Source organism: Sphingobium sp. 22B, from assembly GCF_001580035.1.
In the GTDB taxonomy this organism is placed as follows: Bacteria; Pseudomonadota; Alphaproteobacteria; order Sphingomonadales; family Sphingomonadaceae; genus Sphingobium; species Sphingobium fuliginis.
Genome location: NZ_LTAB01000003.1, coordinates 158,111 through 177,256 on the forward strand (window position 1 = coordinate 158,111; position 19,146 = coordinate 177,256).

Below are 19,146 nucleotides of genomic sequence, written 5' to 3' on the forward strand. Positions count from 1 at the left end.
TTGCCGCGTGCTTGGCGCGCTTTCGCGGGGCTGGCAAGCGGATTGTCGTTCGATGCCGCCCCGATATGGGGTGGCCGGGCGCGGTCCCGGCCACCCGTCATCCTATTCGATCGCGCCGCCGATCATGCGGGCGAGGCGGGCGGAAAAGGCGCGCGGGTCGGCCGGCAATTCGCCATCCGCGATCCGCGCCTCGTCAAGCAGCAGCCATGCGGCGTCCGCGCGCAGATCGCTGCCGTCGGGCAGCGTGCCGAGTTTGACGATGAGGTCATGGCGGGGATTGATCTCCAGCACCGGCCTGGCCGCATTGTCGATCCGTCCGGCCCCCGCCAGCAGCTTTTCAAGCTGGCGGTCCATCGCATTGTCCGGCGCGACCAGGCAGACGGCGCTTTCCGTCAGCCGTTCCGATGCGCGGACGTCGGAGACCGCCTCGCCCAGCACGTCCCTGGCATAGGCGATGAAGCCGTCCACCTCCGCCGATGCCTCTGCGGCGGGCGCTTCGCCCTCCGCCAGCGGGATCAGGCTGAGGTCGGCCAGGCCCTGCGTCACCGACTTGAACGGCTTGCCCTGATAGTCGACGCCGGCCGTGACCCAGAAGCTGTCGACCTGGTCGGTGAGCAGCAGCACCTCGATCCCGCGGGCGCGGAAGCCTTCGAGCTGGGGAGAGGAGGCGAGCCGGTCGAGATCGGCGCCGGTGGCATAGTAGATCGCGGTCTGATTGTCCTTGATCGCCTCGACATAGTCCTTGAGCGAGCGCCAGCCTTCCCCCGACGCCGTGCTTTTGAAACGGGCGAGGCCGAGCAGCGCCTCCCGCCGGGCGAAATCCTCGTACAGCCCTTCCTTCAGCACCGCGCCGAAATTGTCCCAGAATTTGAGATAGGCTTCACCATCCTTCTGGGCCAGCTTGTCCAGTTCGGAAAGGATGCGGTTCGCGACGCCCTTCTGGACCGCGGCGAGGACCGGGCTTTCCTGGATCATCTCGCGCGAGACGTTGAGCGGCAGGTCGTTGCTGTCGACCAGCCCGCGCACGAAGCGCAGGTAGCGCGGCAATATCTGCGCCTCGTCGGTGATGAAGACCCGGCGGACATAGAGCTTCATCCGCCCGGCGCGGTCCGGATCGAACAGGTCGAAGGGGCGCATGGAGGGGAGAAAGGCGAGAACCGAATATTCGTGCAGCCCCTCCGCGCGATAATGGAGCGTCAGCGCGGGCTCATCGAACTGTCCGGCGGTGCTGCGGTAGAAGTCGGCATATTCCTCCGCCGTGATGTCGGACCTGGGGCGGGTCCAGAGCGCCGCGCCGTCCGCGATCTGCTTTTCCTCCGCATCCGGCTTTTCCTTGAGGAAGATGGGGACGGGGACATGGCCCGACTGCGCGGTGACGATGCGCTGGGTGGTGAATGGCTCGGTATAGCTGGCGGCGTCTTCCTTCAGATGGAGGACGATGCGGGTGCCGCGAGCGGGCGCGTCAGCGATGTCGACAAGCTGGATGGTGTAGCTGCCGAGGCCGTCCGACGCCCAATGCGCGGCGACATCGGCCCCGGCGCGGCGGGAAAAGACATCCACCCTGTCCGCGACCATGAAGGCGGAATAGAAGCCGACGCCGAACTGCCCGATCAGTTGCGCGCCTTCCCCTTCCTTGGCGCCTTCCCTGACCGCCGCGACGCGCTCCATGAAGGCGCGCGTGCCGGATCGGGCGATGGTGCCGAGCGCTTCGGCCAGCTCCACCTCGCTCATGCCGATGCCATTATCCTCGACGATGAGCTGCCGCGCTTCGGGATCGAGCGTGACGGTGATGCGCGGCTGGCCGTCGTCCCCGGCAAGCGCGGGATCGCTCAGCAGTTCGTAGCGCAGCTTTTCGCAGGCGTCGGCCGCGTTCGAGATCAGCTCGCGCAGGAAGACGTCCTTGTCCGAATAGACCGAGTGCACCATCATGTGCAGCAGGCGGGCGACGTCGGCCTCGAAGGAACGGGTTTCGGGTGCGGTGCCGGTCGTGGTGGTCATGGCAGTATCGAAATCTCTCCCCAGTGGAATCCGAACCGCCAGATGGCGGGACAGGGGACAGCTTTCAAGGCCTGCCGCCCTGCCTTCCCCTATATGAGGGGAAAGCAGGATCGGGGAAATGGATCAGTGGCGTTGCAATTGCAGGGCCTTGGCCTGGTACCGCACGGCCAGTTCGGCATGGACGGCGATCATCACGCCCTTGTCGCCGCGCTGCTTGGCTTCGCTCGCCTTGCGGATTTCTTCCCGGGCCCGGGCTTCGAAATAGGACGCATCATCATGGCGGGACACGGGCTCTCTCCTTGTCGTTGCCAGGCGATCATAGCTGGAGCGGGCGGGGCCGCCCATCACTCAGGTTAGTCGGAATCGGCCTTTCGAAGCTGGCCTGCGCCATGGACAGCCGCTGCCGGAAACAGGCCGGCCGAAGGGGGGAGGCTTCGGCCGGCGGTCCGCAGCCGTCAGGCCGGCACCAGTTGGATGACGCGCGGCCTGGCCGGCGGAAGGCCGCCATTCCCCGCCTCCTTCAACAATTCTTCCTTGCGCGCCAGCATCGCGTCGCGGAGCCGGATCAGGTCCACATCGGTCTTCCGGCATTGGGCGAACATGCCCTCGCCACGCATTTCCTCCTCATGCACATGATGCTTGATCTCTTCGGACAGCACCTTGACCTTGGCGTCGAAGAAATCGTCGGAAGGATCGCCTTCCTCTATGTCGTTGACGAGCAGCTTGGCTCCGTCATGCTCGACATAGGCCTCGTCCAGCGTATCGTCCTCTATCTTGCCGCGGAAGGCGGGGTAGAAGATTTCCTCCTCGATCAGCGTGTGGATCTTGAGTTCCAGGCAGATCTGCCGCGCCAGCGTCTTCTTGCGCGCGGGCGATCCGGCCTTTTCGAACTGCTCGAACAGATCCTCCACCTTGCGGTGGTCGGCTTTCAGAAGGGCGATCGCGTCGGTGAACTGCTGATTGGCCATGGTCTTCCTCCTCCGTGGGCGTTGCTTCCGGTGGAAGTCGCCAACCATGCGTCGGTTCCAAGCGAACCGTTCGCAAGAGCGGAATCTGCCCGTCCGGATCGCGAAAAGGGTCAGTCGGAACGTTTTTCGGCCGGTGATCCGCTGCCTTCCTCCCGCCGGCTTTTCGCGCCGGCGTCCTCCCGCCCGGCGCGGCTGTCCTCTTCCTCGCCCCGCCGCGTCATGGTGCGCGGGTCGTAATTGGATGGGATGGCGCCGCCGCTCAGGGGATCGCGATCCGGCTCCCGGTCCAACGTGTCGCTGGGCCGGCGGGCTGCGCCTTCGGGCTGGTTCTCCGTAGAGATGTTCGGATTGCGCGTATGTTCGGTGGGCAGGGAGCGCGTCTTTCGGGGCTCGTCCATGATGTTCTCCTTTTTCAGGCCAGTTTCCTCAGGCCAGTTTCAGCCCCTCCTGGTTCATCCGCCGGGTCAGGCGGCTCACGGCTTGCGGATCGAGCGCCTGTTTCAGCCGGGGGAAAAGCTCATCCTCCTCCTTGCGCATATGGTCCTGGATGTCGGCGCGGAACGCCGCCAGCTTGCTCCGGAACCCCGCATCATCCTGTACCAGATCGCTCAGGTCGTAGAGATATTGCTTCACATAGCCATGGTCGCCGTTCAGCGCGTCGGCCTCTTCCTTAAGGCCCGCCGCGCGCATGGCGGGATAGACGGCGTTCTCCTCCTCCAGCGCATGCTTGCCGAGCGCATGCTTGAGCTGCATCAACAGCATCCTGCGCTTGCCGCTCGGCTGTGTCTCGCCCAGCTTGTCGAACAGCATGAGCGTCATGGCATGTTCCGCCGCCAGCGCCCGGTCCCAATCGCCGGCCAGCGCTGTCGGAGCCTGAACCGCCAGCTTTCGTCCGACCATGCCGAGCAGCGCCAGGCTGGCGCCGATGCCGGCCCCGATCAATGTCCCGCCGCTTCTGAAATGCGCCTGCTTCATGATCTTCTCCTCCGGGTCTCCTGCCCGTGACAACGAGGGGCCGTCAGCCCCTGTTCCCCGGCTTGCGGCAGGACTTACCCATGTTAGCAAACCGGCGTTTTGCCGCTTTTCGGCTGGGGTCGGGCGGAACGGCGGAGCGGATGAACTGGTTGCTGTCTGACCTTTCAAGGAGGGTCAGCATGAGTGATGACGCACCGCTCACCACGGCGAAACAGGATGATGCGGCGGCGCAGGCCGCCGACAGCCTGGTGGAAGCGAAGGGCGACGATCTGATCGGCAAGACGGTGACGATCGACCGGCCGCGGGAGGAGCTATATGCCTTCTGGCGCGACGTCGGCAATCTTCCGCTGTTTCTGGAAAATGTCGTCGCTGTCGAACCTCTGGACGATCGCCGTTCCCGCTGGGTGGTGAAGGCGCCCGCCGGAAGCACCGTCGAATGGGTATCCGCCATTACGGAAGATCGCCCGGGCGAAACCATCGCCTGGGCTTCCGAGGAGGGCGCGGACGTGCCCAATAGCGGCCGCGTGGATTTTCGCGACGCGCCGGGCGGCCGGGGATGCTGGGTGACGGCGACGATCCTCTATGATCCGCCCGGCGGCTTCATCGGCAAGGCCATCGCCAGGATGTTCCAGCGCGAACCGGCCATCCAGGCGCGCCGCGACCTGCGGCGCTTCAAGCAACTGATGGAAACCGGCGAGATCGCGACCAGCGCGCGCAACCGCCGTGAATATGAAGAGGAAGGCACCTGATGCGCGCGCTCACATGGCATGGCAAGCATGACGTCCGGGTCGAAACCGTGGACGATCCCGAAATCGTCAATCCCCGCGACGCGATCATCCGCATCACTTCCACCGCGATCTGCGGATCGGACCTGCATCTCTATGACGGCTATATCCCGACGATGAAGGCGGGGGACATATTGGGCCACGAGTTCATGGGCGAAGTGGTGGAGACAGGGCCGGGTTCGATGCTGAAGAAGGGGCAGCGGGTGGTCGTGCCCTTCACCATCTCCTGCGGAAGCTGCTTCCATTGCGGCAAGCATCAATATTCGGCCTGCGACAACGGCCTGCCCGCCGACAATCAGGACATCGCCCAGGCGATCTACGGACAGCCGATGGCGGGCCTGTTCGGATACAGCCACATGACGGGCGGCTATGCGGGGGGACAGGCGGAATATGTTCGCGTCCCCTTTTCCGATGTGGGTCCCATCGTCGTCCCGGATGGGGTGGACGACGACAAGGTGCTGTTCCTGTCCGACATCTTGCCGACCGGCTGGATGGCCGCCGAAAATGCGCAGATCGAGCCGGGTGACACCGTCGCCGTCTGGGGCTGCGGCCCCGTCGGCCTGTTCGCGGTGCAGTCCGCCTTCCTCATGGGGGCGGAGCGGGTGATCGCCATCGACCATTTCCCCCACCGGCTGGAACTCGCCCGCCGCTTCGGCGCGGAGACGATCAATTATGAGGAAAGCAAGACCTATGAAGCGCTGATGGAGATGACCGGCGGCATCGGCCCCGACGCCTGCATCGATGCCGTCGGGCTGGAGGCGCATGGCTTCTTCGCGGACAATGTCTGGGACCAGATCAAGGTGGCGACCTTCATGGGAACCGACCGCGCCCATTCGATCCGGCAGGCGATCCTCGCCTGCCGCAAGGGCGGGCGGGTTTCCATGCCGGCGGTCTATGGCGGCTTCGTCGACAAATTTCCGCTGGGCGCCTTCATGGAGAAGGGGCTGACGCTGAAGACCGGCCAGACCCATGTGCAGCATTATATGCCGGGCCTGCTGAACGCGATCATGGAGGACAAGATCGATACGACCTTCCTGATCAGCCACCGCCTGCCGCTGGAGCAGGCGGCGGAGGGCTATCGCATGTTCCACGACAGGCAGAACGAAGTGACCAAGATCGTCCTGAAGCCGGGCATGCAGCCCGCCCGGGACGCCTGAAAGGAGAAGCATATGGCTTCGCAGAAATTCGCGATCGTGACCGGTGCGTCGACCGGCATCGGCTTCGAACTTGCGCATCTCGCCGCGCAGGACGGCTATGATCTGCTGGTGGTGGCCGACGAACCGCTGATCCATGCGGCGGCGGACGACTTTCGGCGTCATGGCGTCGACGTGCAGGCGGTGGAGTCCGACCTTTCCACCATGGAAGGGGTGGACCGCCTGATCACCTGTACCGGCGGGCGGCGGGTCGACCTGCTTTGCGCCAATGCGGGGCGGGGTTTGGGCCATGCCTTTCTGGAGCAGGACGTGGCCGACTGGCGCCGGGTGATCGACACCAACATCACGGGCACCGTTTACCTGCTCCAGCAGATATTGCGGCCGATGGTCGCCCGGAATGCGGGCAAGGTGCTGGTCACCGGATCGATCGCCGGTTTCATGCCCGGCTCCTTCCAGGCGGTCTATAATGGCACAAAGGCCTTCATCGACAGTTTCGCCGATGCGGTCCGGAACGAGATCAAGGATGCCGATGGCGTCACCATCACCAACCTGATGCCCGGCCCGACGGAGACCGAGTTCTTCGACCGCGCCGAGATGCTGGACACCAAGGTCGGCGCGGACGAGAAGGACGATCCGGCCAAGGTCGCCAGGGACGGCTGGGACGCGCTGATGGACGGGAAGGCGCATATCGTGTCCGGCTGGAAGAACAAGCTGCAGGCCGCCGCCGCGCATGTCACGCCGGCGGGCGTACTGGCGGAGCGGCATCGCAAGATGGCCGAGCCGGGCACTGCCGAAAAAGTGGAGGCGAGCGATGGATCGGAATGACCGCGATCATGCGCCCGAAAAGGCGCGGACGCCCAAGGGACCGCTGGGCGACGCCCTGCCCGGGCGCGAAGAGGAAGACCCCCGGACGACCGGTGGGCAGGATCAGGAACGGGTAGAGGATCGTCCGGTGGTCGGGCAGGTGAAGCCGGAGGATTATCCGGAAAAGGACAGGCGCGATTCCACGCCCTGATCGTGCATCAGGGCAGGGCAGCCGCCATTGGCTGCTCCATCAAGACCGCTGTTTCCTCATGCGCCCGATAGATGGCGGCGTAACGTCCGCCGCTTTCCAGCAGCGAGCGGTGCGATCCGATTTCCCGCACCCCGCCATTTTCGATGACGGCGATGCGGTGGGCAGACCGGATGGTTTCCAGGCGATGGGCGATGACGATGGAGGTTCGCCCCTCGCACAGCACCCGCAAGGCCCGCTGGATGCGCCTTTCGGTGCTGACGTCGATGGCGGAGGTCGCCTCATCCAGGATCAGCACTGATGGATCGGCGAGATAGGCGCGTACAAGGCAAACCAGTTGCCGCTGTCCCTGACTGAGCTGGCTGCCGAGCGGACCGACATGGGTCGCATAGCCGTGGGGCAAAGCATCGAGCACTTCATCCGCGCCTATGCGTTTCGATGCCGCGATCAGTTCTTCGTCGCTGGCCTCGGGCCTCGCGAGACGGAGATTTTCCAGCACCGTTCCGCCGAAAAGGACATTGTCCTGAAGCACGACGCCGATATGGCGGCGCAGGCTGCGTTCGGAAACGGCGCGAATATCCTGCCCGTCCAGGAGGATCGACCCTTCGTCCACATCGTAGAAACGGGTCAGTAACTGGACCAGCGTGCTTTTGCCATGGCCGGTCGGACCGACGATCGCCAATAGCTCGCCCGCTTCTATATCCAGGCTGAGGTCGCGAATGACAGGCTGGCCGGGACGATAGCCGAAACGGACATTGCGGAACTCGATCCGGCCTTCCACCGCGTCGAGGACGGCGGCATCGGTCCGGTCCACGATGTCGGGTTGCGTATCGAGCAGCAGGAAGACGCGCTGGGCGCAGGCGATGCCGTTGGCGAAACGTTCGAAAAGGTCGCTGAATTCCTGCAGGGGCGCAAGGAAGAGGAAAACGTAGAACAGGCTTTGCGTCAGTTCGCCCAGTGTGAGCGTGCCGAGCGCGATGCCGCGTCCGCCAACGACCAGCGTCAGCGCCAGACCCGCCGTGGTGAGCAGGCCGGTAAAGGGCGCGAACCAGCCCGAGCGGACGGAGCCGTAGATCAGGGAGGAATTGAAGTCCTCCAGCAGCCTTTGATATTTGGCCAGATTTTCCTGCTCGCGGCCCGATTGCTTGATCAGACGGACGGCAGCCACGGTCTCGACCAGATGGGCGGTGAAGCGGCTGCGGTTTTCGGCCACCTTGGCCCAACTGCGCTGCGCCACGCGCTTGAAGAGGAAGGTGGCGGCGATCAGGACAGGCACCACCGCCACCAGCCCCGCGAGCAGCACCGGCGCGATCAGCCACAGCAGGAAGCCCGACAGGCACAGCCGCAACAGGGCGGAGAGGAATTCCGGCGGTCCCTGGATCAGCAGCGGTTCCAGCGTGTCGACGTCGCGGTCTGCGCGGGCGATGATGCGGCCCGCCTTGGTGCGGTCGAAATAGCCGACGCTCAGCGTCTGGACATGGGCGAAGACGCGGGTGCGCAGGTCGTTGAGCAGGCGGATCGCCGCGATCCCGGCGCAATATTGCGACAGGCCGCCCAGCGCGAAACGCACGGCCCAGCTTGCCGCCAGCCCGGCGCAGGCCCAGGCGATCAGCGGCGCGTCGACGCCGCCTCCGGCCTTGGTCTCGGCATGGCGCAGCCCCTGGTCGATGACGAGGCCGATCAGCAGCGGCCGGGCGAAGATCGCCAGCACCTGCACCATCTCTATGCCGATGACGGCCGCGATGGGTCGCCAGATCGGCGCGAGCAGCGGGATCAGCCGTTCGACCACGCTCTGGTTCAGGCTGCGCTGGGAGAATTTCTCCTCCAGCTCGATGTCGGACAGGGCGCTGTCGCCTCTGAATGCGTTCATCTGTCTTACAGTCCCATCAGGTCGCGATAGGCCGCGCTGTCCTGCGACAATTGCTCATGCGTGCCCTCCGCGACGATCCGGCCGCCGCTCAGCACCGCCACCCGGTCGGCGGCGAGCGCGGTCGACAGGCGGCTGGCGACGATCAGCAGGGTGACCGGGCGTTCGGCGCGGAGCTTGCGGATATTGTCGATGGCCCGCCTTTCGGTCTGCGCGTCGAGGGCGCTGGTGGCGTCGTCCAGGACCAATATGTCCGCGTCCGCCAGCAATGCGCGGGCCAGGCACACACGCTGGCGCTGGCCGCCCGAAAGGGTCGCGCCCCGGTCGCCCACCCGCGTTTCCAGCCCGTCCTCAAGGCGGGCCAGCAATTCGCCCGCCGCCGCCTTGTCCAGCGCCGCGCGCAGTTCGTCATCGGTCGCGTCGGGCGCGCAGAGGCGCAGATTGGCGGCCAGCGTGTCGGAAAAGAGGAAGCTTTCCTGCGGCAGCACATGGACGCGGCGGCGCAGCGCATGCAAGTCGCTCGTCCGCACGTCCCGCCAGCCGGCTTCCGCCGACCCCAGTTCGACGCGGCCCTCGTCCACCTCCACCAGCCGGGGGAGCAGGGCGGTGAGAATGCTCTTGCCCGATCCGGTCGCGCCGACCAGCGCCACCACCTCGCCCGGCCGCACGGCAAGGCTGAGGTCGCGCAGCACGGTCGCCCCATCGCCCAAGGGCGAGGCGGCGACATGCGAGAGGCGGAAACCGATCGGGCCTTCGGGCAGCGGCGCACTGCCCGAATTGATGACCGGCTCCGCATCCAGCACTTCCCAGATGCGCGCCGCCGAAGCGCGGGCGTCCGCGATCACTTGCAACAGGCGGCCGATGCTCTCGATCCGCAGGACCAGCGTGTTGACGACCAGCATCGCCGCCACCAGCGCGCCCAGGCCAAGCGCGCCATGCGCCACCATCCAGGCGCCCAGGCCCAGCACCCAGGCATGGGACAGGGCGATGATCGTCTGGGGCAGGGGAATGCGGCGGCAGGCGTGGCGGATCGCCGCCCGCGCCTCCACCCGGAACAGGTCGACATGGCGGCGGAAGCGCTCGGCCCGCGCTTCGCCCAGCGAAAAGGCCTTGATGACGCGGACGCCGTTGACGCCTTCCGACAGGTCCTGCGTCACCGCGTCATAGGCATCCCCGATCCGCCGGTCGAGCGCCACCAGCGTGTCGGCTTCCGACCAGAGCAGGCCGATGCCGATCGCCAGCAGGACCAGCGGACCCAGAGCGAGCCAGGGCGAATAGAGCGCCAGCAGGCCAAGCGAGATGGCGACGATCAGCCCGGTTTCGAATATCTGCCGCCAGAAATTGATCAGCGCGTCGCGCACCTTGTCGGCGTCGCGGGTCATGCGCGTCACCATCTCGCCCACGCCATGGCGCCAGTGATAGGCAAGGTCGAGGCGCTGTATCTGCGTCAATATCCGCCCGCGCAGGATGGTCAGCAGCCGCTGGCCGATGGAGAGGGAGAGGAGGCCCGCGCCATATTGCACCGCCGCCCGCGCCAGCGAGAGGCCGATCAGCAGCGCGACCCAGAACCAGGCGCGGTCATAATGCAGCACCCCGTCCGGACCGGCAGCGACCAGCCTGCCATGCTGCGCTTCCTGCACGGCATGGCCGACCATCACCTGCTGGCCGACCAGCGCGACGTTGACGGCGGCCAGCAGCACCGCCGTCAGCGCGAACCGGCCCGGCATCTCGCCATAGATGGCAAGGCAGCGCAGCAACGGGCTGCCTTGCGGAAATCCTCTCTCCCCCATGGTTCCGTTCAGCTTGCGAGCGCGAGCGACTGCGCTGCTTCCAGCGGACGGGCGTCGATCCAGTCGCGCACGTCGAAGCTTTGCGGAATGAAGTTCCAGCGGTGCAGGAAGTTGGTGAAGTCCTGGATTGCCGTGACCGACTGTTCGGCAAGATCGGTCTTCAGCTTCGTCTGCGCGTCCTCGCCATAGGCGATGCTGACCCAATATTCGCTGCTGTTGGTTTCGCGGGCGAGATAACGGCGGACGTCGGAAGGATGCGACTGCGCCCAACGTTCGGCGCGCAGCACCTGCTCGACGATGGTGACGGCGGCGTCGAAATGATGGTCGATCAGATGCCCGTCCACCGCCAGCGTGCGCGGCGTGCCGTTGTTGGAGCGCACCAGCGGATCGGGATGGATGCCGGTGTCGATCACCGTCTTGAGCCCGAATTGATGCGCGATCTGGGCGCCGCTCGCGCCTTTCAGGAAGATCGCGTCGACCTCGCCGCGCAGCAGGGCGATGAGTTCGAGATTATTCGCCCGCGCCCGGCTGGTGCTGCGCCCGTTCCAGGCAAGCGTGCCGCCGACCGTCTGCGCCTGTCCGTCGCTATAATGAGTCTCGATGTCCTGATCGACGATCTCGACGTCGGAGACTTCCAGTCCCTCCAGCCGCAAGGCATTTTCAAGGCCGCGAATGGCCTGGGCGCGGGTGAAGTCGATCTCGACATTCTTCCAGTTGGGCAGGCCGAAGCGGCGGCCTTTCAGGTCGCGCACCGTCTCGATGCCGGATTCCGGGCTGGCCAGGATCAACTGCGTCTCGTCCGCCCAGGACAGGCCGATGACCCGCGTGTCGCGGCCCCGCGCCTTCGCGCTGATCGCCGGGATATTGCCGCCATGGCGCACGCTGTTCTGGACGGTGTGCGAGAAATGCGACTCCCGCTTGGAAAAATCGCTGGATTCGAGCAGCGAGGACAGGCTGGTGCCCTGCGCGCGGAAGGCTTCCTCCAGCCAGCCCTGCTGGATGGCGATGCCAAGGCCGGTCGGCACCGGGCAGCGCGTGTACCAGAGCGTGTCGAGTGTGTTGCTCATTCGGCAATCCTTTCGATGTTGGTAGGATATGCTCCTGCGCCGGCAGGAGCAGGACAGTTCTAAGCGGCGGACTCCAGAACGGCTTCGGCGGGAGCGTGCCGCTCATTCGGATTCTCCGGACGCGGCAGGTTCAGATGCTCGCGCAGCGTCGTGCCCTCATATTCCGTCCGGAACAGCCCGCGCCGCTGGAGTTCCGGTACCACAAGGTCCACGAAATCCTCCAGCGAACTTGGCAACAGCGGCGGGATCAGGTTGAAACCGTCTGCGGCGTCGCGCTCGAACCAGTCCTGTATCTGGTCGGCAATGTCGACCGGCGTGCCCAGCACCACCCGATGCCCGCGCACCGCGTTGAAGCGCAGGAAAAGCTGGCGGATGGTGAGATTCTCGCGCCGCGCCAGCGCGGTGAGCTGCCGCCAGCGGCCCTTGCCATTCTCCGGTTCCGGCAGGTCGGGCAGCGGGCCGTCGAGCGGATAGGCGCTGACATCATGGCCCATCAGATTGAGGTCGCCGGAAAAATCGACCTTCTCCTCCAGCGCGCCGAACTTGTCCTGCGCCTCCTGAAGACTGGAGCCGATGGTGAAGGACAGGCCCGGCATCACTTTCAGCGTGTCGGGATCGCGCCCATAGCCCGCGACCCGCGCCTTCACATCCTTGTAGAAGGCCTGCGCATCCTCGATGAACTGGGCGGCGGCATAGATCATCTCGGCATGGCGGGCGGCGAAATCGCGGCCGACCTCCGAATTGCCGGCCTGCGCGAAGACCGGATAGCCCTGGATCGGGCGCGGCATGTCGAGCACGCTGTCGATGCCGTAATAAGGCCCGCGATAATGGACCGGGTGCACGGCGTCGGCATTGAGGTAGATGCCGCTGTCCTTGTCCGCGCCCTCGAAGGCGTCATCTTCCCAACTGTTCCACAACGCTTTGGCCAACTCCACGAAGTCATGGGCGCGGGCATAGCGTTCGGCGTGGCTGGCGGGCTGGTCGATGCCGAAGCTCTTCGCCGCGCCGTCCGCCAGCGAGGACACGATGTTCCAGCCGATCCGCCCGCCGCTGATATGGTCGAGCGAGGCGAAGCGCCGCGCCAGCGCATAGGGCTGTTCGAAATTGGTGTTCACCGTCGCCACCAGCCCGATATGGCTGGTGATGCTGGCCAGCGCCGCCGTTGCGGTCAGCGGTTCGAAATCGAGGAAAGCGTGCCGCCGGGCGATCCCCTTGGTGCTGTCGCCGCTCTGCCCCACGAAATCCGCGAAGAAGGCGGCGTCCAGCTTGCCGCGCTCGGCGGTGCGGACGAGGCCGGCCCAATAGCGGAAATCGGGCTTGCCGGTGTCGGCGGTGCCCGGTTGGCGCCAGGCGCCGGGATGATGGCCGTGGCGGGTCAGGAAAACGGCGAGCGCAAGCTGGCGCTTCTTCTGGGACATGGGATCGCTCCGGAAAGCGACGCCGCTGCTGGAGCATGGCGCGGTTGACCGGAACCAATCCCACCTCCGTTCGGGCTGCGCTTGCCGAAGCCCCTTACTTCTTCAGGAGAAGGAGGGCCCTTCGACAGGCTCAGCCGAACGGGAGGGGTCTGGTCCGATTAACCGCGCAAATGCGTCAGCAACGGCGCCGGACTTCAAACATCATTCGGCGGCTTGCGCGGTTTCAGGCAGATGGATCGTGCCGTCATCATCGACGCGGGCGTCGGGCGGCACCAGCTTGCCCATCTTCCACTGCTGCTCCAGCACGCCGGGGCCGAAGGGCTTTGACCCGCCGAGCGCCTGCCCCAATATCTGGAACTGCGCGCCTTCCTCCAGCAGCACGATGGTGTTGGTGAGGTCGCGCAGACCCTTCCAGCTCCAGATGGTCGCGCCGCCATTGGCTTCCACGATGCCGGGGACTTCGCGATCCTGCTCGATCGCCTCCAGGATGAAGTCGGGTTCAGGCTGGCGGCGGTTGATATAGACCGGAAGCTGCGCGGTGAAGCGGAAGCGGCGGTTGGGCACGTACAGCAGCGGCAGTTCCGAATGCGCCTGCGAATAGGCGCCCAGATGCGGCGTGTGGACGTGGCTGATCGCCTGGAAGTCCGGATATTTCTTGAAGATCTTGAGGTAGCGCGCCGCCCCGCCCGGCGCGTTGCCCCAATGGAGCGCGCCGTCGAAGCCGATGACGCTGGTCACGGCCTGGTCGGGATCGTCCTCCCAAAGACCGGCATAGTTCAGCGTGATGATCTTGTCTTCGCCGGGGATGCGGACCGCGAAGAACAGGGTGCCGCTGGCCGAGATGGTATGGGTCTCGCGCAGGACGCGGAAGGCGCGGCGGGCGTCCTTCTCCGTCTGCAGCACGAAGCCGATCGTTTCCCTTGAAAGTCCGTTGGTGTCAGACATGCTTATTTCCTTTCAGGCTGGAATGGCGACAGGTTGGGGACGCTGGGCGTTGAGGGCGCGGGCGGCCTCCAGCGGCCGGGGATCGACCCAGTCGGACAGGGCGAAATCCGCATCGAGGAAGCCGTGGGTGAACAGGAACTTCTTCTGAAGGTCGAACAGGGCGAGCCGTTCGTCGTCCAATGTCGGGTGCAGCCCTTCGTGCAGCCGGGCATAGGCCCGGTCGACGGCCTGCGCGCTGCCCTCCGTTTCATATTCGAGGATGTCGCGCAGCCGGTCGGGCTGCTCCGCGACCCAATCGGCTGCGCGCAGGGTGACGGCCAGGAAGCGGACCAGCAGGTCGAAATGATCGTCGATCAGGCTCTGATGGACCGTGATCGGGCGCGGCGTGCCGTTGTTCACGCGAAAGCGCGGGTCGGGCAGGGCGTCGAGATCGATGGCGACGACCAGGCCGTTCTCCCGCGCCTGATCCAGCGCGGCGGCGCCCTTCACATAGATGGCGTCGACCTTGCCCTCGACCAGCGCCTCGATCGGCCAGAGGCGGCCTACGCCGCTGCGCTGGCCCGACCCGCGTGGTTGCAGGTCGCGCCCGCTGCCGCCGATATTGCGCAGCCGGTCGGGCGTCTCGATCAGTTCTACATCGTCGAAGCTCAGCCCCGCCGACGCCAGGGCGCCCTTATAGCCCGCGAGCGACATGCCGCGCGCGATGCTGGTGCCGCGCACATGGCTGGGGATGTCGTTGTGGCTCCAGCCGGGCAGGGCCAGCCGCTTGCCCTTGAGATCGGCGGCGGAGCGGATGCCGGAATCCGGCCGCGCCAGGATGAGCTGGCTCTCCTCGATCCAGGTGAGGCCGATCAGCTTCGTCGGCTCGCCCTGGGCGCGGGCGGCGATGGCCAGCATGTTGCCGCCCTCGCGGATCAGCGTGGGCAGGCGGTGGTCATAATGATGGCGGCCGAGTTCCGATCCCGACTCCTGCAAGGTGCGCAGCGCAATGCCGTCGCCCTCGAAGCTCTCGGTCAGCCAGCCCAGCTTGTAGGCGATGCCGGTGGCAGTCGGAACGGGGCAGCGGGTGAACCAGATCTCATCGGGCTGCTTGGCCTTTATGGGGGCGCTGTCGGATAGGGTCGGCACGGCTGGCAAGTCTCCGGTTGTTGCCCGGAGAAAATCGCAAGACGTGTGCCAACCGGTAAAATGGCGGAATTATGCGGGATTTCGGAAAGGGACGCGGGCATGGGTGCGGCATATTGAACAGTCCCCTTGCTGCATTTTCACCGCCGTCAATGCTTCGGCTTCAGCGCCTCCGCCAGGGAAACGGTCGCGCTGCCCCGTCGCGCGGGCTGCGCCTGGCTGGGATCGGCCTTCCATCCGCTAAGATAGATGACGGCCATCTGCTCCGCCGTCCGCCCATCGATGTCGGCCGCCGCCGCGAAATGCTCCGTGGCCCCGATCAGAACGTCCCGCCGCAACGCGGGCGGCCGCGAAGCCAGCACATTGCCGGCCCCCATGCCCCGCAAGTCGCGCATCAGCCGCAATATATCGCCGTAGCGCACCGTCAGCACTTCGCCGTCCGCGACCGGCATGGTAAAGCCTGCCCGCGCCAGCAGATCACCCGCCGAGCGAACGTCGACCTGCGGATGGATATGCTGCCCCGCCCGGTCCCCTTCGCCCGTCATCAGCGCGGCGCGGAGTAGCGGCAGCGAGCCTGCGCCCGCGAAAGCAGCCAGCATCAGCCCGTCGGGGCGCAATATCCGCCGCATCAGGATCAGCGCGCCGGGCAGGTCGTTGACGCTGTCCAGCGTGCCGCAGGCGATCACCAGGTCGAAACTTTCATCGGCAAAGGGCAGGGCGTCTTCATCGGCCTGCACGCCGCCCTGCGCCTTCGCCGCCGCAAAGCCGGGGTCGGCGCAGACGACGCTCTTGCCCATCGCCTCCAGCGCGGCCCTCGCGCTGCCATCGGGGCAGCCGATCACCAGCACTTCCTTCAGCTCGCGCTGCACGTCGCCCAGCCGGTCCAGCAGTTCGTCCAGCATCATGCGATAGAGGAAGTCATGCTCGGCAAAGCGCGCCATCATCCGGTCGCGCCTTTTGGCGCGCAGGGCTCGGTCGAAGATGTCGGGATTGGTCATCGGGGCCTTGTGCATGGGCGAAGGAGCGGGAACAAGGGAGATGATGTCCCTTGCCCTGCTTCACAAGAGCGTCCCGCTCCTCAAAACCGCGCTCGGCCCGCTGGTCGATTATGCCCTGCCGCCACGCTGCCCCGGCTGCGGCGAGATCGTGGCTGCGGATGATGCCTTCTGCCTTGCCTGCTGGAGCGGGATGCGGTTCCTGGGCGCGCCCTGCTGCGCCCGCTGCGGGCTTCCCTTCGACTATGACCGCGGGGATGGCGCGGAATGCGGAGCCTGTCTGGCCGATCCGCCGCCCTATGACAGCGCGCGGGCGGTGCTGGCCTATGGCGATGTCGCCCGCACCGTGGCGCTGCGGCTGAAATATGGGCGGCGCATCGGTTTTGCGCGGCTGATTGCGAGGCAGATGGCGCGGCAGGTTCCGGCGGTGCGCGATGCCGTCATCGTGCCGGTGCCGCTGCACCGCTGGCGCTTGTGGTGGCGGGGCTTCAACCAGTCGGCGCTGATCGCCCGCCATCTGGCGCGGCTCACCGGCTTGCCGGTCGACAATCATGCGCTGCTCCGCACCCGCCGGACCCGGCCCCTGCGCGGCATGAGTCCCAAGACGCGGGCGAAGGCGGTGCGCGGCGCCTTCGCCCTGGCCCCGGGTCATATGCTCAAGGGACGCGCCGTTCTGCTGATCGACGACGTGCAGACCAGCGGCGCAACGGCGGCCGCCTGCGCCCGGGCGCTGAAACGCGGCGGCGCGGCAAGCGTTCATCTGCTGTGCTGGGCGCGGGTGCTGCCGGACGGCGCCGATTGACAAACAGCCGCCGAACCACAATTTCGACGATCAAGGAGTAAGACATGGCGAAGGTCGAAATCTATACCAAGGCCTGGTGCGGCTATTGCGCCCGGGCGAAGGCGCTGCTGAACGGAAAGGGCGTGACGTTCGAGGAATATGACATCACCATGGGCGGGCCCAGGCAGCAGGAAATGCTGGACCGCGCCAATGGCGGGACGACCGTGCCCCAGATTTTCATCGACGGCCGGCATATCGGCGGCAGCGACGACATGGCGATGCTTGAGCGGCAGGGCAAGCTCGACGCCCTGCTGGGGGCATAGGCCGGATGCGCGCCGCCATCTTCCAGATGACCAGCGGGATCGATCCCGCCGCCAATGCCACCGCCATCGCGGACATGGCTGCACGTGCCAAGGGGGAGGGGGCGGATATTCTCTTCACACCCGAAATGGCGGGCTATCTGGACCGAGATCGGCAAAGGGCGGCGGCGACCCTGCATTCGGAGGCGGACGACCCTGTCCTCGCCGCGGTGCGCAATGCGGCGGCGAAGCAGGGGCTGTGGGTGCATCTGGGCTCGACCCCGCTGAAGGATGAGCGGAGCGACGGGCGCTGGGCCAATCGCAGCTTCATGATCGACGATGGCGGCGCGATTCGGGCCCGCTACGACAAGATCCATCTGTTCGACGTCGATCTGGCGACGGGCGAAAGCTGGCGCGAATCGTCGGTCTATGGGCCGGGCGAGCGGGTCGTGGCGGTCGACACCCCCTGGGCCCGCATGGGATTGTCGGTCTGTTACGACATGCGCTTTCCCGATCTCTACCGGGCGCTCACCAACGCAGGCGCGACGGTGCTGCTGATGCCGGCTGCCTTCACCGTGCCGACAGGGAAGGCGCACTGGCACATATTGCTGCGGGCGCGCGCCATAGAGGCGGGCTGCTTCGTCATCGCCGCCGCGCAGACGGGCCATCATGCGGATGGCCGCGACACCTATGGGCATAGCCTGATCGTCGACCCATGGGGGGACATGGTGCTCGACATGGGCGAGCAGGCGGGCCTTGCTCTTGCGGAGATCGACCTGTCGCGCATAGAGGAGGTGCGCGGGCGGGTGCCCGCGCTCGCCAACCGGCGATCCCTGCCCATGGATGTGACGCTATCGTGATCGTTTTCGACCTCAAATGCGAATCCCAAGGCCATGTGTTCGAGGCGTGGTTCGGTTCCAGCGCCGATTATGAGGATCAGAAGGCGCGTGGGCTGCTCGCCTGCCCGCTTTGCGGCGACGGGCATGTCGGCAAGGCGGTGATGGCTCCCGCCGTCGCTGCCAAGGGGAACAGCCGGCCGGAAACCATGCCGCAGATCGCTTCTTCGGGCGATGCTTCGATCACCATGGGTGCGGGCGAGGAAGCGAAAATGCGCGAACTGGTGCTTGCGCTGGCGAAGGCGCAGCAGAAGGCGCTGGAGGATTCGACCTGGGTCGGGCGCGATTTCGCGGAACAGGCGCGCGCCATGCATTATGGCGAGCAGGATCGCACCAGCATCCATGGCGAAGTGGCCCTGAGCGAGGCCAGGGCCTTGATCGCGGAGGGCGTGGAGGTTGCGCCGCTGCCTTTTCCGGTCATTCCCCCCGACGCGAAGAATTGACCGCGCCGCTCTCTCGCAATAGAGCCGTCACCGGGCACCCGTAGCTCAGCAGGATAGAGCATCAGATTCCTAATCTGAGGGCCGTGGGTTCGAATCCCGCCGGGTGCACCAAGGAAAACAGCCACTTTCTGCAAATTGCAGGAGGTGGCATTTTTGCATCAGCAATCACATAGAAAGCACGGGACTCAATTTCGCCTCTCCGGCGACCGCACCATCTGATCTAGCCGTCGCGCAACTTCCCTCCACAGTGCTACGCCTTCCGCTTTCCCCTCGCTGGCAAGCTGGCCGATCCTCTCCGCCACCACGACCGGCGCCCGGTCGCCATGCTGGCGCAGGACCATCGACGCCATGCCCCATAGCTCCTGATCGCGGGTCATCATCCGGGCAGGATATGGGAAGCGAGCTTGGGAAGATAGGTTTGCGCCGCCATGGCGCGAACCGGGCCGCAATTGAAACCTTGGAAGTTTTTCATGGCGCAGCTTGGCTTTGCTCGCCAAATCGGGCGAGCGGCTTGTTACGTCACGGCCTAGGACATCTCGGCGGCGCGGCACCGCACCGCGACCGATCGGCCGCAGTTCCGAAACAGCCCCCTTGTCCATCACCAGCGACGCCACCTGCCGAGCTTATG

General features: G+C 65.9%; 21 protein-coding genes and 1 tRNA gene. 9 read left to right on the plus strand and 13 right to left on the minus strand.

Annotated features, from left to right (window positions below):
• Positions 1–102: 102 nt before the first annotated feature.
• The 5 genes from htpG to A0J57_RS05275 all read right to left on the minus strand — a co-directional run bounded on the left by htpG (position 103) and on the right by A0J57_RS05275 (position 3,941).
• On the minus strand, positions 103–1,998 hold the full coding sequence (gene htpG, locus A0J57_RS05260) for a molecular chaperone HtpG (protein ID WP_061937354.1): 1,896 nt from the start codon (positions 1,996–1,998) through the stop codon (positions 103–105).
• 123 nt (positions 1,999–2,121) lie between these two features.
• The gene (locus A0J57_RS26515; RefSeq protein ID WP_165363302.1) at positions 2,122–2,286 is read right to left on the minus strand and encodes a hypothetical protein; all 165 of its coding nucleotides are present in this window, start codon (positions 2,284–2,286) and stop codon (positions 2,122–2,124) included.
• A 167-nt stretch (positions 2,287–2,453) separates the two neighbouring features.
• Positions 2,454–2,966 (minus strand): hemerythrin domain-containing protein, encoded by a 513-nt coding sequence (locus tag A0J57_RS05265; RefSeq protein ID WP_061937351.1) that lies wholly within the window; start codon positions 2,964–2,966, stop codon positions 2,454–2,456.
• A gap of 110 nt (positions 2,967–3,076) precedes the next feature.
• Positions 3,077–3,364 carry a hypothetical protein gene (locus tag A0J57_RS05270; protein ID WP_061937348.1) on the minus strand — a complete coding sequence of 96 codons (288 nt, stop codon included), beginning with the start codon at positions 3,362–3,364 and terminating at the stop codon, positions 3,077–3,079.
• Positions 3,365–3,392: 28 nt separating this feature from the next.
• The gene (locus A0J57_RS05275) at positions 3,393–3,941 is read right to left on the minus strand and encodes a hemerythrin domain-containing protein (RefSeq protein ID WP_061937344.1); all 549 of its coding nucleotides are present in this window, start codon (positions 3,939–3,941) and stop codon (positions 3,393–3,395) included.
• Between the two features lie 179 nt (positions 3,942–4,120).
• Between A0J57_RS05275 and A0J57_RS05280 the strand changes: the two genes are divergently transcribed.
• Genes A0J57_RS05280 through A0J57_RS05295 form a run of 4 tightly spaced genes read left to right on the plus strand, consistent with a single transcriptional unit; the run spans position 4,121 to position 6,895 of the window.
• A complete protein-coding gene (locus A0J57_RS05280) occupies positions 4,121–4,690 on the plus strand; it encodes an SRPBCC family protein (RefSeq protein WP_061937341.1) in 570 nt (189 codons plus the stop codon).
• Positions 4,690–5,883 carry a zinc-dependent alcohol dehydrogenase gene (locus A0J57_RS05285; protein WP_061937338.1) on the plus strand — a complete coding sequence of 398 codons (1,194 nt, stop codon included), beginning with the start codon at positions 4,690–4,692 and terminating at the stop codon, positions 5,881–5,883. Before A0J57_RS05280 ends, A0J57_RS05285 begins: the two co-directional genes overlap by 1 nt.
• A gap of 12 nt (positions 5,884–5,895) precedes the next feature.
• Positions 5,896–6,705 (plus strand): SDR family oxidoreductase, encoded by an 810-nt coding sequence (locus A0J57_RS05290; protein ID WP_061937335.1) that lies wholly within the window; start codon positions 5,896–5,898, stop codon positions 6,703–6,705.
• A complete protein-coding gene (locus tag A0J57_RS05295; protein WP_025547750.1) occupies positions 6,692–6,895 on the plus strand; it encodes a hypothetical protein in 204 nt (67 codons plus the stop codon). Before A0J57_RS05290 ends, A0J57_RS05295 begins: the two co-directional genes overlap by 14 nt.
• Before the next feature lie 7 nt (positions 6,896–6,902).
• On the opposite strand, the gene A0J57_RS05300 is transcribed toward A0J57_RS05295, so the two are convergent.
• The 7 genes from A0J57_RS05300 to A0J57_RS05330 form a co-directional block, all read right to left on the minus strand.
• Positions 6,903–8,762: an ABC transporter ATP-binding protein gene (locus tag A0J57_RS05300; RefSeq protein WP_061937332.1), complete on the minus strand. Its 1,860-nt coding sequence runs from the start codon at positions 8,760–8,762 to the stop codon at positions 6,903–6,905.
• Between the two features lie 5 nt (positions 8,763–8,767).
• A complete protein-coding gene (locus A0J57_RS05305) occupies positions 8,768–10,549 on the minus strand; it encodes an ABC transporter ATP-binding protein (RefSeq protein WP_061937329.1) in 1,782 nt (593 codons plus the stop codon).
• 8 nt (positions 10,550–10,557) lie between these two features.
• On the minus strand, positions 10,558–11,616 hold the full coding sequence (locus A0J57_RS05310) for an ABC transporter substrate-binding protein (protein ID WP_025547746.1): 1,059 nt from the start codon (positions 11,614–11,616) through the stop codon (positions 10,558–10,560).
• Positions 11,617–11,675: 59 nt separating this feature from the next.
• A complete protein-coding gene (locus A0J57_RS05315; protein WP_061937326.1) occupies positions 11,676–13,034 on the minus strand; it encodes an LLM class flavin-dependent oxidoreductase in 1,359 nt (452 codons plus the stop codon).
• A gap of 201 nt (positions 13,035–13,235) precedes the next feature.
• On the minus strand, positions 13,236–13,979 hold the full coding sequence (locus A0J57_RS05320; protein WP_061937323.1) for a class II aldolase/adducin family protein: 744 nt from the start codon (positions 13,977–13,979) through the stop codon (positions 13,236–13,238).
• Positions 13,980–13,991: 12 nt separating this feature from the next.
• Entirely contained in the window at positions 13,992–15,107 is a 1,116-nt protein-coding gene (locus A0J57_RS05325) for an ABC transporter substrate-binding protein (RefSeq protein ID WP_061937405.1), read from the minus strand.
• Between the two features lie 146 nt (positions 15,108–15,253).
• Positions 15,254–16,102, minus strand: a complete 849-nt coding sequence (locus A0J57_RS05330) for a class I SAM-dependent methyltransferase (protein WP_025547740.1) — start codon at positions 16,100–16,102, stop codon at positions 15,254–15,256.
• A 40-nt stretch (positions 16,103–16,142) separates the two neighbouring features.
• Between A0J57_RS05330 and A0J57_RS05335 the strand changes: the two genes are divergently transcribed.
• The 5 genes from A0J57_RS05335 (at position 16,143) to A0J57_RS05355 (ending at position 18,629) form a co-directional block, all read left to right on the plus strand.
• The gene (locus tag A0J57_RS05335) at positions 16,143–16,901 is read left to right on the plus strand and encodes a ComF family protein (RefSeq protein WP_061937321.1); all 759 of its coding nucleotides are present in this window, start codon (positions 16,143–16,145) and stop codon (positions 16,899–16,901) included.
• Between the two features lie 44 nt (positions 16,902–16,945).
• Positions 16,946–17,203, plus strand: a complete 258-nt coding sequence (grxC, locus tag A0J57_RS05340; RefSeq protein WP_061937318.1) for a glutaredoxin 3 — start codon at positions 16,946–16,948, stop codon at positions 17,201–17,203.
• Between the two features lie 5 nt (positions 17,204–17,208).
• Positions 17,209–18,039, plus strand: a complete 831-nt coding sequence (locus tag A0J57_RS05345; RefSeq protein ID WP_061937315.1) for a carbon-nitrogen hydrolase family protein — start codon at positions 17,209–17,211, stop codon at positions 18,037–18,039.
• On the plus strand, positions 18,036–18,518 hold the full coding sequence (locus A0J57_RS05350) for a DUF1178 family protein (protein ID WP_025547733.1): 483 nt from the start codon (positions 18,036–18,038) through the stop codon (positions 18,516–18,518). Before A0J57_RS05345 ends, A0J57_RS05350 begins: the two co-directional genes overlap by 4 nt.
• A 34-nt stretch (positions 18,519–18,552) precedes the next feature.
• A tRNA-Arg gene (locus A0J57_RS05355) sits at positions 18,553–18,629 on the plus strand.
• Positions 18,630–18,703: 74 nt separating this feature from the next.
• On the opposite strand, the gene A0J57_RS05360 is transcribed toward A0J57_RS05355, so the two are convergent.
• Entirely contained in the window at positions 18,704–18,868 is a 165-nt protein-coding gene (locus tag A0J57_RS05360) for a hypothetical protein (protein WP_235600796.1), read from the minus strand.
• Positions 18,869–19,146 lie beyond the last annotated feature (278 nt).